Here is a 13226-nt window from a genome sequence, read left to right on the forward strand (position 1 = left end):
GAGTACTCCGGGCGGGCGGTCGGCGACGAAGCAGGAAACCCCACGGCGCGAGCCGTAGGAATCCCCCTCGTTTACGAGGGGGAGGAAGTCAACCTGTCTCAACCCTTCACGACGTCGTCACCGTCAACGCCCGGGAGTCTTTGCAGATCCACACGCCGCTGAACCGCTCGTGCATCAGGATTTCCCACCGCACGCAGCAGGGCACGTCTTCACCGAACACAATCGAGATCATCCCCCGCAAGCCAGCCTCACGTATCGCTACCGGGTCTGTTCGCAGTGCACCGGGCTTCAGCCCGGTGGTGAAGCCAATCTTTAGCCTGCTCTGACCTCAGCTGTGTGCACGGATGCACACTGGTCACCTCAGTCCAGGTCAGAGCGGCCGGTTCTGCTGCTCGATGTACTGCTTCACCGGGTCTCCTTCGTGGATACCCCGGCCTGAAGGCCCGGGGTATCCACGAAGGAGACCCGATGACTGGACGGCGTTCGCGCGCTTCGCGGACGATGACGGGCGGCGAGTGGGCCGGTTGGAGCTGCCGCGGTCCGCCGAGAGCTATCGTGCCTGGGCGCAGGAGCAGGCCGTTGCCGAGTGCGATGACGACCGTTTCCGGTTGGCGGTCGAGACGACGGCCACGGGGGAGTTGGTCGGCGCGGTCGGCTCACATCGCACCGGTCGTTGGTCGGGCTGGTTCGAGTGTGATGTCATGATCGGCGCCGGCCACCGGCGCAAGGGCTACGCGGCGGAAGCCGTGGTGCTGTTGCTGCGCTTCATGTTCGCCGAGCGGCGCTATCACAAGTGCCTGGCGGCGGTTTTGGCCCACAACGAGGCGTCGTTGGCACTTTTTCGTCGGCTCGGCTTCACCGAGGAGGGGCGCTTGCGGGAACACGTTTTCTTCGCCGGCGGGCATCACGACCTCGTCATGATGGGCGTGCTCGCCGATGAGTTCGACCGGCGACACACGATGAGCGGGCCGTGAGCAGATCGTCCGGGCGTGTGTGGAACGGTATTCGAATTTGATCGACGTTCGCTATTGAGCCAGTCGGGCCGTCCGCGGCGCGACCTTGCAACTGCCCTCGGCTGCCGCGTCAGCCGTCACCCTGCTCGATGTCCAGATGGATCGGACCCCGAAGAACGGGGCTGGGCCGGTACGGCGGTGGGTCGGCGACCAGCCTGGCGCGGTCGAGCCGGAGTACCAGCTCGGTCAGCGCGATCTGGGTTTCCAGCCGGGCCAGCGGGCTGCCGAAGCACAGGTGGATGCCGCTGCCGAACCCCAGGTGCTGGTTGTCACGCCGATCCGGGTCGAAGCGGTCCGGATCGTGGAAGCGCTTCGGATCGCGGCTGCCTGAGGCCAGCATGAGCATGATCTGCGAGCCCTTGGGGATGACGGTGTCGGCGATGGTGATGTCGCTGTACGCCGCCCGCCAGGGAATGATGTGCACGGGGGGCTCGTAGCGCAGCAGTTCCTCGAGCAGCGGCACTACGAGGTCCGGTTCGTCGCGCAGTCGCTGCAGCACCTGCGGGTGGCGCAGCAGCGTCAGCATGCCGTTGGTGATGAGGTTGACGACGGTCTCATGGCCGGCAATGAGGAGCAGTCTGGCGGTGGCGACGATTTCGGCGTCGGCCATCCGATCGTCGGGCCCGTCGTCGTTGGCCAGCCGTGACAGCAGGCCGTCTCCCGGCCGGCCGTGGCTCTGTTCCACCAGCTCGCCGAGGCACTTGCGCAAGTCCTTGCGGGCCTGTACGCCCTTGTCCAGTTTCTCCTTCGCGTCGGTCTCGGGGTTGTAGTCGATCGAGTTCATGATGTCGTTCACCCAGAGGTGGAACCGTGGCTCGTCCTCGCGTGGCACGCCGAGCAAGTGACAGGTCACGGTTACGGGGAACGAGGAGGCGAAATCGTCGACGACGTCGACGTGCTCCTTGCCCGCCAAATGGTCGATCAGGCTGCCGACGGTGGCGGTCAGGAAGCCTTCAAGCCCGGTCACCAGCCCAGGGGTGTGCGGGGGACCGAAGTGACGCATCGCTATACGCCGCAGGCGATCGTGCTCGGGCGAGTCCATGTGGATGAACGACGACGTGACCCCTTCCTCGGCTGAGGGCATCGGCGGACGCGTCAGGTTGCGCAGGTCAGAACTCAGATGCGGGTCGTTCAGTATGTTCGTGATCTCGCGGTAGGTGCTGATGACGTAGCTGCCGTCCTCCTGCCGAGCCACCGGCGTCTTACGCAACTCGGCATACAGCGGGTAGGGGTCGGCCCGGGCGGAGTAGTCGAAGATCCGTTGCAGCGTGTCGGGCATGTGGGTCGTGGTCGTGTGGCCTTCCTCCTGCCGATACTGGTGCGCGGCCGTGACGCGGCACTCACCCGGGTGGTGGCCTGTCACGACCGCCGTGGCTCCCTGCGCGAGCAGGGCGGGGCCGGGGAAGTCGGCGGGAACCGCTTTCATGTCGGCCGGCTGGTCTGGCGTGGGGCAGGGGGGCGGGAAAGGCGCGGCCGTCTCGATCAACCGTCGGTAGTGGTCCAGCCACCTACCATTGTTGAAGCTCACGGCAGCCGTAACGCGGCCCCGATAGCCGTATGCGGTGACGAAACGGTGGTCGTCCAGCGATCCCTGGGTGACAAGCATCTCGTCGGCGAAGGTCGGCACGCCAACGGACTTGATGTTGACGCCGAACTGGATCGACCAGAACACTGGGATGGACGCGTGGGACCAGCGGTCCGCCTGGGCACTGACCATGTTGTGTGCCGCGACCTCTGCCTGCTCCACGGCGTTGGCCCAGTGCTCCAGTGAGATGAGCCGGTTTCCGTAGATGGGGTTCGGGCAACGTGCCACGTCTCCCGCGGCGAAGACGTCGCCGGTGACGCGGCCGTTGATGTCGAGGGCGCGGAAGCCCGGGTCGCAGGTGATTCCCCACGCGCCCGCCGCCAGTCCCGACTCCCGTAGCCACTCGGTGTTGCGGATGCTCCCGAGTGCCACCACCGCCACATCGGCGTCGACTGTACTGCCGTCGTCGAAGTGAGCACGGCAAAACCGTCCCTGCGCGTCGCCCTCCAGCCGGGCGATCTTGACACCGCACCGCAGATCGACACCATGGGCGCGCTGCATGTCTGCCGCAACCTCGCCGATCATGGCGCCGAGCGCCCCGACCAGCGGAGCCGGCGCGAGTTCGGCGACGGTCACCGGGATGTCCCGCTCGCGGCAGACGGAGGCGATCTCGGAGCCGGTGAATCCCGCACCGATGACCAACACCCGGGAGGGCCCGGCGGTGAGGGCCCGCTGCAGGCTCTCGGCATGCTCTCGCGTACGTACGACGAACACTCCGTCCAGGGCCGCCTCGGACTCGACGAACCACGGCCGGGCCCGTACCCCGGTAGAGATCAGCACCCGGTCGAAGGGAACCTCGCGTCCGTCGGCGAGACGCACGTGGTTCGTCGCGAGGTCCAGCCGGCCGGCGGGAACCCCCAGCAGCCACTCCGCGTCGATGCCACGGCGGCGGGGCAAAGTGGTGCCCCCGGCCGGTACCCACCCGGTCAGTACTTGCTTGGACAGGGGAGGCCGGTCGTATGGCTCACCCAACTCGTCACCGATCATGGTCAACGATCCGGTGAAACCCTCGTCTCGCAGAGCCTCCGCGGCCCGCAGCCCCGCCAGCGAAGCCCCGACAACCACGATGCGGCCATTGCGCTTGAACGCACGCAGGTTGTCGACACCGGTCATGACGGCGACGCCTTCGCTGGTGCGCGCCGGGCCTCCATCTGGTCGACCAGGATCGCCTGGACCGGGCAGGCCGCCGCGGCGCGGAGCACCAGGTCGCGCTGGGCGTCGTCGGGATTCGGGTGGTACATGAGCGCTTCCTCACCGTGCATCCGGAACGCCTCCGGAGCCAGGAACGCGCACTGCGCATACCCCTCACATCGGGAAAGATCAACGACAGCTTTCACCCCGACCTCCACAGGGAGTGGGAGCTACAGGGCCCCACATTGAGGCGGTCTGTCACCGAAGGCAGGCCTACCCCGGCCGCGCACGGTGGCACGCAGGTGCAGGCCGGGGGTGGCGAGACCTTCGAAGGTGGTGACCCGGTAGCCGGGTTCCGGACCGGGTGGCTCGCTCAGGTGGTAGCGGTGGGCGGTGTGCGCGGTCAGGGCCGTGAGCATGGCCATGGCCAGGGCAGCTCCCTCGCAGCTGTGGGGCCCGGTGCCGAAGGCGAGGAAGACCCCGGGTTTCGCCGGAGGGCACGGATCGTCGAGCCAGCGTTCGGGTCGGAACCGGTCCGGCTCGGGGTGTTCCCGTGCGTCACGGTGGGCGGTGTAGGGGCACACGAGAACGGTGGAACCGGCGTCGATGGTGTAGTCGGCGAGCTGGGTCCGCCGCGGGGCGCGCCGGGTCAGCAGCCAGCTCGGGGGGTGTAGCCGGAGCACTTCGCGTACCACTGCGCGAGTGTATTGCAGGCGCTCGAGGTGGGTGCTGGTCGTCGCGGCCGCGTCTGCGGGCAGGAGGGCAGCTTCGTCCGCGATGCGGTCCGCGGCCCGGGGGTGGCGGGCCAGGTGAAGCAGGATCCATCCGACTGCCCGGGAAGGCGTCTCGAAGGTGGCGACGGTGATTCCGGGCAGAGTGTCGAGGATGACCCCTTCCGACAGTAGGCCGTAACGGCAGGAGGGGCGGAGCATCTGTCCGAGCACGTCGTTACCGAGTTGGCCCGATGAACGGCGCCTGCGGACGATGGGCTGCAAGGCGTTGGTGAAGGCGACCTGTTGCCGGGTGCGGAACCGCCGAGCCGGTGTGGGGACCCAGCCCGGCCGTACCCAGCGCGTGGGGCGAACGAGCACCTCCCGGGCCACGAAGAGCTGCCGGGCGAAGGGCAGCAGGGCGGGAGCGTCTTCGGAGAAGAGGTAGCGCACGCCGACCTCCGCCAGGACCGACCGGACCAGGGGCAGAATCTCCACGTCCCGGCCCGTGGGCCACTGGTCGGCAAACCGAACGGTCCCGGACGCGATCTCACCGATCCGGGCCGCAACCGCCTGCGGACGCAGCCCGCGCATACGTGCGGCGCGCGCGTGCGCACGCTCCTCGGACGTCGGGGCGCCGCCGGCCCGCTTCAACGGCGGGAAGAGGGGCGAGGGCGGCTTGGGGAAGTCCTGCGCACGGTGTAGGACTTCTTCACACGGCCCGGCCGTGGCGGCTACGTAGACACCCGGCTCCAGCTGCCAGACGTCCCCGCACTCGTCAGCGCCACGGCGCGCCAGTGCCAGCCGGTCACGGCTCCAGGCCGCAAAGTTGGCCTCGGGCAACCGCGGCGGCTCATTCACTCGGCCCATGAGATCGCCCCTGACGCTCGTACCCTGTCCGGGCCGATATCGTCGGCAGCACGGCCGGGAGCCGACGGGCGCCCGCTCGGGGCGCCCGGCAGCGCGGTCACGCCTTGTCGGCGGACGTACCCCAGTCGTGGGCCCCGTACGCACCGTAGTTGCGAGTGAACGACAACTTGGCGAGCAGCTTGGCGATCATGATTCACTCCTCTCGCCTGCCTTCAGTGCTATATATGCCATTTTTGCACGTCGGCGTCGATATAAGGCGCGTGCTTGCGTGCCGGGCCCGCAGCCGGCAAACCTCACCCCGGTGCCGGCGGCCGGTGCCGCCTCGGCCGCAAATTATGCTGGCGCCGGTCACCTCAAGAACCGGGGGAACCAGCACTCCGAATGACCGGAACGGCTTTCGCGCAAGGCGGCGGTTGGTGACCATTGCCGATAGTGGCCGACGACGGCACCGAACCGGCGTCGTCCGCCTACAGACCCGGCGCCCAGTACCCGTCCAGGTACCAGAACGCCGCCCAGCACCAGGCTAGGGCGAACATCGTGACGAGCGCGCCCCCGGCGAGCGGGAACGGGCCCAGCCCGGCCAGCGGCGGTGGCGCACCACGACGACCTTGGCGACAAAGGCCCCGTAGAGAAAAACAGCCGGCGAGCGAGTGCAGCGCCACTGGATCCGGTCAGGCTGACGCCGTAGGCGATGATGCATTCCTGGGCGACCGGGATGAAGAGCAGGAAGGCGACCAGACCGATCAGGCGGTGCACGGTGGGCACCGGGTGCGGTGCGCAGGCCGGGCAGCTGGCCGTACATCCACAGCGCGAGGAGCAGCTGGATCAGCGCCAGGCCCAGCACGGCGCTGCTCAGCTGGGCCTTGAGCAGGAAGGCGCCGTGGCCGTGCACCCCAAAGAGGCTGCGCTGGCAGTCGCGGGGTGTGCACCCGTACCAGATGAGGACGTCAACTGGAGCGCATCAAAGCAGACACCGTGACGTACTTCCGAGCACTCGATGAGAACGCCGCCCTGCGGCGCCACTTTCACTACGCCGACGAGGAGGGCGGTCTGTGGTACGTCGAGGCCGTACCCGACTGCGGCGAGTTGATCGTCATCAAACAAGCCGAGCTGACTTCAGCCGGCCAGCTCCATCGGTACAGCTGGGAGCACCTGGAGGACGAGCACGGCGGCCTGACAGACCAAGCGATCGACCCTGAAGAGGATCCGCTGGAGGCCATCCCGGCCGACGAGTTCCAGCGGGTGTGGACTCGGTGAGCGAGCTGGACGACCACTTCAGGAGAGAGTTGGGGCGTCGGGCCGGTGACGTGCACGAGCTGTCGAGACTTCAGTCCGGCAGGCAGGAGCGGAATCGGTGGAGCAGTTCAAGTGCGGCAGGGCTCTCTGCGTCGAAGGTCTGGCCCTGTCGATCGACAGGAAGACCCGGCCCCCAGATACGGGCACCGTGACAGCGGAAGCAGAAGGCAATCTCGAAGAGCTGATCGGTGGAGCTGTGCGCCCGGATACCCCATCCCGGGAGGAAGCAGCGGTACGGCTCGCTTCCTGGCAGGTCGGCGATCAGGCACAGGGCCTGCTGGGCTAGATCTCCCTCCCAGATCGCGGCAGTGTCGCCGGCCAGATCCTCCGAACTGAGGTGCCTGACGGGGTCGGTGATGCGGACGACCTCGATGAACTCGGTCTTCCGATGGGTCAGCGGCAGCAGCATGCCCCCAGACTCTCCGATCGCGGGTTCCCTGACCAGGGACGTCTCCGCAACGTCGAGGGAGACGCCCGCCCGCTCGGCTGCCTTCGCCAGGAACGTGTTGTACTCCATGCGACCCTGCCCCAGTCGTCGTCAGGCCGTCCGTCGGCGTGATCACCAATAGATCCAGTCAAACCCATACCTGCCTGTCGCCTCGGCCACTGGGCAGGGGCGGCATCGATCCCGCCGTGTCGCGGACGGGCCTTGAGTCCCTGCAGGTCAGCGCATACGCCCCCGTAGGGGAAGAGCTGCCGGTTGCTGCCGCATGCCCGGCGGGGTCCACTGGAGTAGAGGGCCTCATCCGGAAAGGGGCTGTTCCATGGAACGGCAGGCGAAGGACCCCAGAGCGCGGATGACTGACCGCAGCCGAGCGCTCCCGGCGGTGATGTCGTGACCGCGCGGGTCGAGTGCGTGGTGACGACCGGTGTCGTGGCCGGGTCGGACGCCGACACCACGCCGATGGAGAACAACGTGTGGATCATCGGTGACGACGAGCAGGCGATGGTGGTCGACGCCGCACACGAGCCGGACGTCATCGCCACGGCGCTCGGCGACCGCCGCGTGGTGGCGATCGCGTGCACCCACGCACACAACGGACACGTCGACGCGGCGGTGGCTCTGTCGGACCGCACCGGCGCTCCGATCATGCTGCACCCGGACGACCTGGAGCTGTGGCGCCGCAGCTTTCCCAGCCGTGTCCCCGACGAGGAACTCGTCGACGGCCGGGTGATCGACGTCGCCGGAACCGCCCTGACGGTACGTCATACTCCGGGACATACGCCGGGATCCGTAAGTCTGTACGATCCGGCGCTGCGCCGCGTCTTCACCGGGGACATGCTGTTCTCACGCGGCCCTGGAACCATCGGGCCGGAGGACTCCGACTTCCAGGCGATGATCCAGTCGATCCGCGAGCGCCTCGTCACCCTGCCCCCCGAGACGGTGGTGTGCCCGGGGCACGGCGAAGTCACCACGGTAGGCGAGGTGGGCGAGCGCGTGGAGGACTGGCTCCGCCGCATCGTGTGAGAGCGAGAGGCCCACGCCTGGCACCGCTGCACTCACCGTGGTTCCCCGCTGTCCCCCGCTCGATCTGGTGCCCTTGTGGTGCAGCGGACCTCAGTGCTGGAGTCCGGGTGCCAGCTCGATGACGTCAGCCCAGACACGATCGGCCCACGGATTGCCCTCCACACCGAGGCGTGCCGCGACGACATCATCGAGGAAGTGCGCCTGGGGGACGCCGACCGTCTCGTGGGGCCACCACAGCGAGTCGCACTCGGTACAGAGCAGGAAGCGCGTCCCATCGGCCTTGAAGCGGTACGGCTGGACACAGTCCTGCTCACAGCGTGGACAGACACGTTTGGCTGACATGACCAGCACGGCACCCCCGGCGTAAGTGCACGCTTTTGAAGTCTGTTGGCGGGCGCTAGGGATGCCGCTATGGCCGTTCACCGGCGTTCATGGACGGATGAACGCCGGGGCGACCGCTACCGATGGCCCCCTCTGTACGGCGGTGAACCTGGGTGAACAGAGGGAAACTGAGACGGCCTGGCAGGGAGCCAGACCGTCCCTACCTGCTGCCACCTTCGGATCCGTAGCTCTAGAGAGATGGGTCAACGAAGGTCATTCAGGATGCCGTGAGGGTCGTGAGCGACGAGGATGGGCGCTGCCGGTTGTTGGGGTTGCTGTACTTCGCTGCTGTACCGCTCACAGGTCCACTCGGGACTGTGCCTCCCGGCTTCCCTGCCGCAGCACGACGTGTGCCGGCCTGAAGGGCAGACCGCGGAGGGTTGGCTCCATCACCTTGAAGAGCGGTTCCGCATCCTTCCCGTAGGCGTACAGCACGGCTTCGCCTCCGCCGAACTCGTTCCCGTCGACCTCGCCCACTCCCGCCTTCTCAACGGCGGCCGCCATGGCTCGCTCCGCGTTGTAGATCGCGTTGCGCTCGGCACGCGAGCCGTACTTGCTGTCGCTGAGCCGGTAGTGGGCGATGACCGCTTCTTCCGGCGTCTCTGCTTCGGGACTCTCAACATCCGTTTCCATGCGCGCACGATCCCACCCGCCTCTGACAACGCATGATGGTGCACGCTTTCCAAGTCTGTTGGCGGCCCACCAGGGGCCGTCTCGGGGCATTCACCTGCGTTCATGTCCGTCCGGACGCTCAACGCGAGCCGAGGGACGGACCCGCCTGAACGCTGGTGTCCGTCCCTGAATGAGACGGAAACTGAGACGGACGGAGTGGGCTGACGCGGCCGTTCGGATCAGCCGCAGGCGCATCCGGCCGCGGCCGGGGTCTCGTCGGTGGCCTGGCCGGTGCAGCTGGCCCGTGGCGCTGCGGTACCTCGGCTTCAGGCGCCATCGGCGTGCTGCGCCCACGGGGCTCGCATACCTTCACGTCATGGACTTCAACATCACCGCGGGGGAGGAAGCCGTCGTATTCCACGTGGCGAGCCGTGTGCAGGATGGCTTCTCCCTCACGGATGACGACTTGGCGGAGGAACTGGGCGAAGAGGTCCGCCCACTGCTGCAATCGCTCCTGGACAAGGGTTGGCTTGTCGTTGACGAGGATCGTGAGCTGGCCTTGTCCACGATCGCGCGGCACGTCGTGTCCAGCCGGAGGGATGCCGAGGGGCCGCAGGCATAGCAAGACTGACCCTTCTCTGCTCGGTCGCTCCCTCGGAGATCTGCGGGGACCTGTGGGCCGCGGGTACGGGCTCCTCATGTGTGAACGGCATTCGCTCGGCTACCCGACGGCCGAGGGGTTGTGAATCCAGCTCCCAGGTTCCGCAGGGCAAGGCCTTGGGGAACCGGTCATCCCGTCGCACAGCCGGGTCTCGCGAGGTGCCTTGTGCCCCGCCGGCGTCCTGGCCCGTGTAGGGAGCACATGATGTTGATGAGCAACCCCGCGTTGCTGCGCAATCTCGTCGATCAGTACGAGACGCTTGCGGCCTTGCACGCCGAGAACGGTGCGGCCGAGGCGCGGCAGCGTATGCACGACGTGTCCTCCACGCTGTGTGTGTCGATGGACGCGCAAGATGTGGACAGTGCCCTGGTGGCAGCCCGACGGCGGCTTTCCCGCGCCGGCCGGGTCAACGCGGTTCCGCGGGCCGAGTGAGGCAGCCGGCGTCACCCCATCTGCCCGTGATGGTGCCCCAGGCGACATCCGTTCGAAGGGGAGATGATTCCGTGAAGTCGCCGTTCGAGGCCGGGCTCGACCTCGTCATAGGGCATCCTCGCCGTGGCGCCGATGGTCCGCCCGAGGTGATCGGGGGCCTGCTGGAGCGGATCGGCCAGTTGGAGCAGGCGGTCATTTCGCACGCCGTCATCGATCAGGCGGTCGGCGTGGTCATCGCTCTGGAGGGAGTGCGATCCGAGCAGGCCTTCGCGATGCTCAAGGAGGTTTCCCAGACGACGAACGTCAAGCTCCGGACGGTCGCGGAGCATGGCCGGGCGAGCTGCGCTCACACAGTCAGTATGGCCCTCGTGCGGGGCTCGGGCCCGTGGTGACCTTGGCCGCTCCTTACCCACGCGGCCCACAGAGTGGCTTCACCCTTTGCCTCAAGGGGCACACGGCCAGTGAGACCCACGGAGGTACCGAGATGAGCGCCGGAGAACGGGCCAAGGCAAAGGCCGAACAGATCGTCGGAAAGACCTTGCGGACGGCAGCCCACGCGATACACAAGGAAACGCTTGCGGCGAAAGGCGCCGCTCTCGAAGCACGAGGCAAGATGCGGGGCACGAAGGAGCAGACCAAGGGCTCCTTTAAGCCTTGAGCGCGAGCAGGGCGGCCGTTGGGCCAGTCACCGCAGGGTCATCAACGGGGACACCAGCGGCGGAGCAGTCGACGTTTGTCAGCGTTGGTTGTCGCTGAGCAGCCCCGCACGGCCCGCAGCCTCCCCGAACGAGGACTGCGGGTCGGGGAGGGCGGGCCTCAGGCGGGAATGAGGCCGTGGGGGTCGATGATGAACTTGAGGGGCACTCCCGTGTCGAAGGTCGCGTAGGCGTCGGGGGCGTCGTCGAGGCTGATCACCTTCGTGTTGAGCATGGCGCTCAGGTAGGGCATGCGGTCCCACAGGATCGCCATCATCAGCTCGCGGTTGTAGTGCATGATCGGTGCCTGCCCGGCGGCGATCCGCGGCGACTTGATCCAGGCCTTGCCGAAGTCGATCGGGTACGTTCCCTCTTGCTCGGCCTTCGACTTCGCGAGTGGGTCGGGGCCGTAGACGCCGATGACTCCGGTGGCTCCGCCCGCGCGGGTGGCGTCGATCACCTGGTTTATGGCGTAGGCCGGGTCCATGTCCTCGGCCTCGCGGCCGATGCCGTGTGCCTCGGTGCCGACGTAGTCGACCGCGCAGTCGACCATGGGTTCGCCCAGGATGGCCTCGATCTGGTCGGTGAGCGCTGCGTCCTGGCTCAGGTCGATCGTCTCGCAGCCGTTCTTCTTCACCAGCTCCAGGCGGTCCTTGTTGTGGTCGCCGACGATGATGCAGGATGCCCCGAGGAGGCGCGCCGCTGCTGCGGCGCAGCGGCCGACCGGGCCGGCGCCGGCGATGTACACGGTCGAGCCCGGCTTGGCACCGGCCTCCATGAGACCGTGGAACGCGGTGGGCAGGATGTCCGAGAGCAGCGCCAGGTCACGGATCTTCGCCATGGCCTGGTCCCTGTCCGGGAAGCGCAGGAGCTGGAAGTCGGCGTACGGGACGAACAGGTATTCGGCCTGGCCGCCGGTCCAGTCGCCCAGGTTGAAGCCGTACGCTCCGCAGGACACCTTGGGGTTCGTGGTCTCGCAGACGTCGGTCCGGCGCGCCCGGCAGTTGCGGCATCGGCCGCAGGCGACGTTGAACGGGACGGAGACGAGGTCGCCCTCACTGAGGAACTCGACGTCGGGGCCGACCTCGATGACCTCCCCGGTCATCTCGTGCCCCATCACCATGCCCTGGGGCACCGGGAAGGACCCGCGGTAGATGTGCAGGTCGCTACCACATATGTTGGTGGCGACGAGTCTGAGGATGACGCCATGCGGGGCCTTTTTCCCGTTCGGCATCTGAAGCTTCGGGAAGTCGAGGGACTCGACGCGCATGTCTCTCGGGTTCTGGAAGACGACGGCGCGGTTGCTGCTTGCCATGACGATCTCCTCTGCTGATCCGAGGCGCCTCGGCCGTGGAAGTGCCGGCAGTCATTTTGGTGGCTTTGCGACCTCGGCTTTCCCAACGTAGGGCTGTCACCCCACGTACGCACGCCGGGCTGTCACCCAACGTATGCACGCCGGAATCGGACCCTCTATGCCCGCGTGCCATCGCATTAGCTGCATGCCACGCTCCCGGCCAAGCACGTCATCTCCATCCGGGCAGGTCCGCGCGTTGTTAGCTTTGAGGGATGACCGACGCAGCAGCGCCCGCTCCCCAGGAGCCCTCGCCCGTCCGGGCCGACGTCCGGGTGACGGGCGCTCGCGAGCGGACCTGATGCCTTTGGCGAGATCTGCAATGGCTTCAGAAGCGACGCGTTACGAACCATCCACCTTCAGCCACAACACACCCCAGCTCCCATCCCGCCCGCCGTCGACCCACACACCGTGGAGCGGGCGTGGTTCAGGGCGTCAAGGTGGAGCGCGTCACTGCACGAACGACCTTGACGCCCTGGGCCGCGTCTGCTCGGCTCTGCCTGGGTCGACGGCGGACGGGATGGGAGTTCTCCGCGCACGCCACTACGGTCCCGCAGTCGGGAACGGCGCCCCCTCCATCCCGGTGCCGGCCGATCCCCCGCCGGAGGCACCGTCTTGACCGCGGCCTGTCCTATGCGTGATCGACTCATGACCATCGGCCCTATCCACCTGTGGGCGCGCGGAGGCGCAGCCGGGGCGGAGCGGGCCGGAGGCAGGAGCGGCGCCCCGAGCGGAGCCGGTAGCGCGCCCGGCTCCCGCAGGTGGACTAACGCGTGAGTGAGAGGCGAGCCCGATGCGGTGGCGCCGACCGCTGCCGCCTCCGGCCGAGGCTGTGACGGCACCGTCGAGGGTGCGGTTCTTGGAGTAGAAGCCCTTCAGGATGAGACCGGGCGGTCCGGCCTGCAGCACTGGCAGGTGGTGCGGAGCTGGTTGAGCCAGGTGCGGACTTCCTCGGCGGTGAGCTTGGCGAGCTTCTTCCGTCCGAGGCCGGGAATGCGGCTCTGAACTGCGTTGCCCAGAC

The 13226-nt window shown here is 67.7% G+C and carries 15 protein-coding genes and 2 pseudogenes; 7 read left to right on the top strand and 10 right to left on the bottom strand.

The features are described from left to right. Positions 1–425 precede the first annotated feature (425 nt). Positions 426–974, top strand: a complete 549-nt coding sequence (locus ACFVVO_RS36695) for a GNAT family N-acetyltransferase (protein ID WP_390061068.1) — start codon at positions 426–428, stop codon at positions 972–974. A 109-nt stretch (positions 975–1083) separates the two neighbouring features. On the opposite strand, the gene ACFVVO_RS36700 is transcribed toward ACFVVO_RS36695, so the two are convergent. The 6 genes and pseudogenes from ACFVVO_RS36700 to ACFVVO_RS36725 form a co-directional block, all read right to left on the bottom strand. Then, positions 1084–2292 (bottom strand): cytochrome P450, encoded by a 1209-nt coding sequence (locus ACFVVO_RS36700; RefSeq protein WP_390061070.1) that lies wholly within the window; start codon positions 2290–2292, stop codon positions 1084–1086. A 51-nt stretch (positions 2293–2343) separates the two neighbouring features. Next, a pseudogene (locus tag ACFVVO_RS36705) lies at positions 2344–3711 on the bottom strand (NAD(P)/FAD-dependent oxidoreductase); the annotation flags it as partial. Beyond that, complete coding sequence (locus ACFVVO_RS36710; RefSeq protein WP_390061002.1) at positions 3708–3935, bottom strand: ferredoxin; 228 nt, start codon at positions 3933–3935, stop codon at positions 3708–3710. The gene ACFVVO_RS36710 and the pseudogene ACFVVO_RS36705, both read right to left, overlap by 4 nt. Positions 3936–3959: 24 nt before the next feature. Further along, positions 3960–4937: a cytochrome P450 gene (locus ACFVVO_RS36715; protein ID WP_390061003.1), complete on the bottom strand. Its 978-nt coding sequence runs from the start codon at positions 4935–4937 to the stop codon at positions 3960–3962. 895 nt (positions 4938–5832) lie between these two features. After that, positions 5833–6009, bottom strand: a complete 177-nt coding sequence (locus ACFVVO_RS36720; protein WP_358938534.1) for a DUF6529 family protein — start codon at positions 6007–6009, stop codon at positions 5833–5835. Positions 6010–6038: 29 nt separating this feature from the next. After that, a pseudogene (locus tag ACFVVO_RS36725) lies at positions 6039–6201 on the bottom strand (DUF6529 family protein); the annotation flags it as partial. Between the two features lie 83 nt (positions 6202–6284). Between ACFVVO_RS36725 and ACFVVO_RS36730 the strand changes: the two are divergent. After that, on the top strand, positions 6285–6566 hold the full coding sequence (locus tag ACFVVO_RS36730; RefSeq protein WP_390061004.1) for a hypothetical protein: 282 nt from the start codon (positions 6285–6287) through the stop codon (positions 6564–6566). A 70-nt stretch (positions 6567–6636) separates the two neighbouring features. Here the strand turns inward: ACFVVO_RS36730 and ACFVVO_RS36735 are convergent, their stop codons facing one another. Next, positions 6637–7122 (bottom strand): hypothetical protein, encoded by a 486-nt coding sequence (locus ACFVVO_RS36735; protein ID WP_390061006.1) that lies wholly within the window; start codon positions 7120–7122, stop codon positions 6637–6639. A 318-nt stretch (positions 7123–7440) separates the two neighbouring features. Here ACFVVO_RS36735 and ACFVVO_RS36740 point away from each other — a divergent pair, with 318 nt between their 5' ends. Then, positions 7441–8073: an MBL fold metallo-hydrolase gene (locus ACFVVO_RS36740; protein WP_390061008.1), complete on the top strand. Its 633-nt coding sequence runs from the start codon at positions 7441–7443 to the stop codon at positions 8071–8073. A 90-nt stretch (positions 8074–8163) separates the two neighbouring features. On the opposite strand, the gene ACFVVO_RS36745 is transcribed toward ACFVVO_RS36740, so the two are convergent. Then, the gene (locus ACFVVO_RS36745; RefSeq protein ID WP_390061010.1) at positions 8164–8415 is read right to left on the bottom strand and encodes a hypothetical protein; all 252 of its coding nucleotides are present in this window, start codon (positions 8413–8415) and stop codon (positions 8164–8166) included. A gap of 336 nt (positions 8416–8751) precedes the next feature. Then, positions 8752–9087 (bottom strand): hypothetical protein, encoded by a 336-nt coding sequence (locus tag ACFVVO_RS36750; protein WP_390061011.1) that lies wholly within the window; start codon positions 9085–9087, stop codon positions 8752–8754. Positions 9088–9442: 355 nt separating this feature from the next. On the opposite strand from ACFVVO_RS36750, the gene ACFVVO_RS36755 reads away from it, so the two are divergent. The 4 genes from ACFVVO_RS36755 (at position 9443) to ACFVVO_RS36770 (ending at position 10817) form a co-directional block, all read left to right on the top strand. Further along, a complete protein-coding gene (locus tag ACFVVO_RS36755) occupies positions 9443–9688 on the top strand; it encodes a hypothetical protein (protein WP_390061012.1) in 246 nt (81 codons plus the stop codon). A gap of 243 nt (positions 9689–9931) precedes the next feature. Then, entirely contained in the window at positions 9932–10159 is a 228-nt protein-coding gene (locus tag ACFVVO_RS36760; protein ID WP_390061013.1) for a DUF5133 domain-containing protein, read from the top strand. Positions 10160–10230: 71 nt separating this feature from the next. Continuing rightward, positions 10231–10551: an ANTAR domain-containing protein gene (locus ACFVVO_RS36765; protein ID WP_390061014.1), complete on the top strand. Its 321-nt coding sequence runs from the start codon at positions 10231–10233 to the stop codon at positions 10549–10551. Positions 10552–10643: 92 nt separating this feature from the next. Further along, on the top strand, positions 10644–10817 hold the full coding sequence (locus ACFVVO_RS36770; protein WP_390061016.1) for a hypothetical protein: 174 nt from the start codon (positions 10644–10646) through the stop codon (positions 10815–10817). 158 nt (positions 10818–10975) lie between these two features. Here ACFVVO_RS36770 and ACFVVO_RS36775 read toward each other — a convergent pair whose 3' ends face one another. Continuing rightward, positions 10976–12169: an alcohol dehydrogenase catalytic domain-containing protein gene (locus ACFVVO_RS36775; protein ID WP_390061018.1), complete on the bottom strand. Its 1194-nt coding sequence runs from the start codon at positions 12167–12169 to the stop codon at positions 10976–10978. Positions 12170–13226 lie beyond the last annotated feature (1057 nt).

This window comes from Streptomyces sp. NPDC058145 (assembly GCF_042884245.1).
Taxonomy (GTDB): Bacteria; Actinomycetota; Actinomycetes; order Streptomycetales; family Streptomycetaceae; genus Streptomyces.

What these genes read in the sequence shown, in the direction of transcription:
- ACFVVO_RS36700 (WP_390061070.1), bottom strand. Translation starts at nt 2,292, where the DNA reads ATGCCCGACACGCTGCAACGGATCTTCGACTACTCCGCCCGGGCCGAC.
- ACFVVO_RS36720 (WP_358938534.1), bottom strand. Translation starts at nt 6,009, where the DNA reads ATGCATCATCGCCTACGGCGTCAGCCTGACCGGATCCAGTGGCGCTGC.
- ACFVVO_RS36735 (WP_390061006.1), bottom strand. Translation starts at nt 7,122, where the DNA reads ATGGAGTACAACACGTTCCTGGCGAAGGCAGCCGAGCGGGCGGGCGTC.
- ACFVVO_RS36745 (WP_390061010.1), bottom strand. Translation starts at nt 8,415, where the DNA reads ATGTCAGCCAAACGTGTCTGTCCACGCTGTGAGCAGGACTGTGTCCAG.
- ACFVVO_RS36750 (WP_390061011.1), bottom strand. Translation starts at nt 9,087, where the DNA reads ATGGAAACGGATGTTGAGAGTCCCGAAGCAGAGACGCCGGAAGAAGCG.
- ACFVVO_RS36755 (WP_390061012.1), top strand. Translation starts at nt 9,443, where the DNA reads ATGGACTTCAACATCACCGCGGGGGAGGAAGCCGTCGTATTCCACGTG.
- ACFVVO_RS36760 (WP_390061013.1), top strand. Translation starts at nt 9,932, where the DNA reads ATGTTGATGAGCAACCCCGCGTTGCTGCGCAATCTCGTCGATCAGTAC.
- ACFVVO_RS36770 (WP_390061016.1), top strand. Translation starts at nt 10,644, where the DNA reads ATGAGCGCCGGAGAACGGGCCAAGGCAAAGGCCGAACAGATCGTCGGA.
- ACFVVO_RS36775 (WP_390061018.1), bottom strand. Translation starts at nt 12,169, where the DNA reads ATGGCAAGCAGCAACCGCGCCGTCGTCTTCCAGAACCCGAGAGACATG.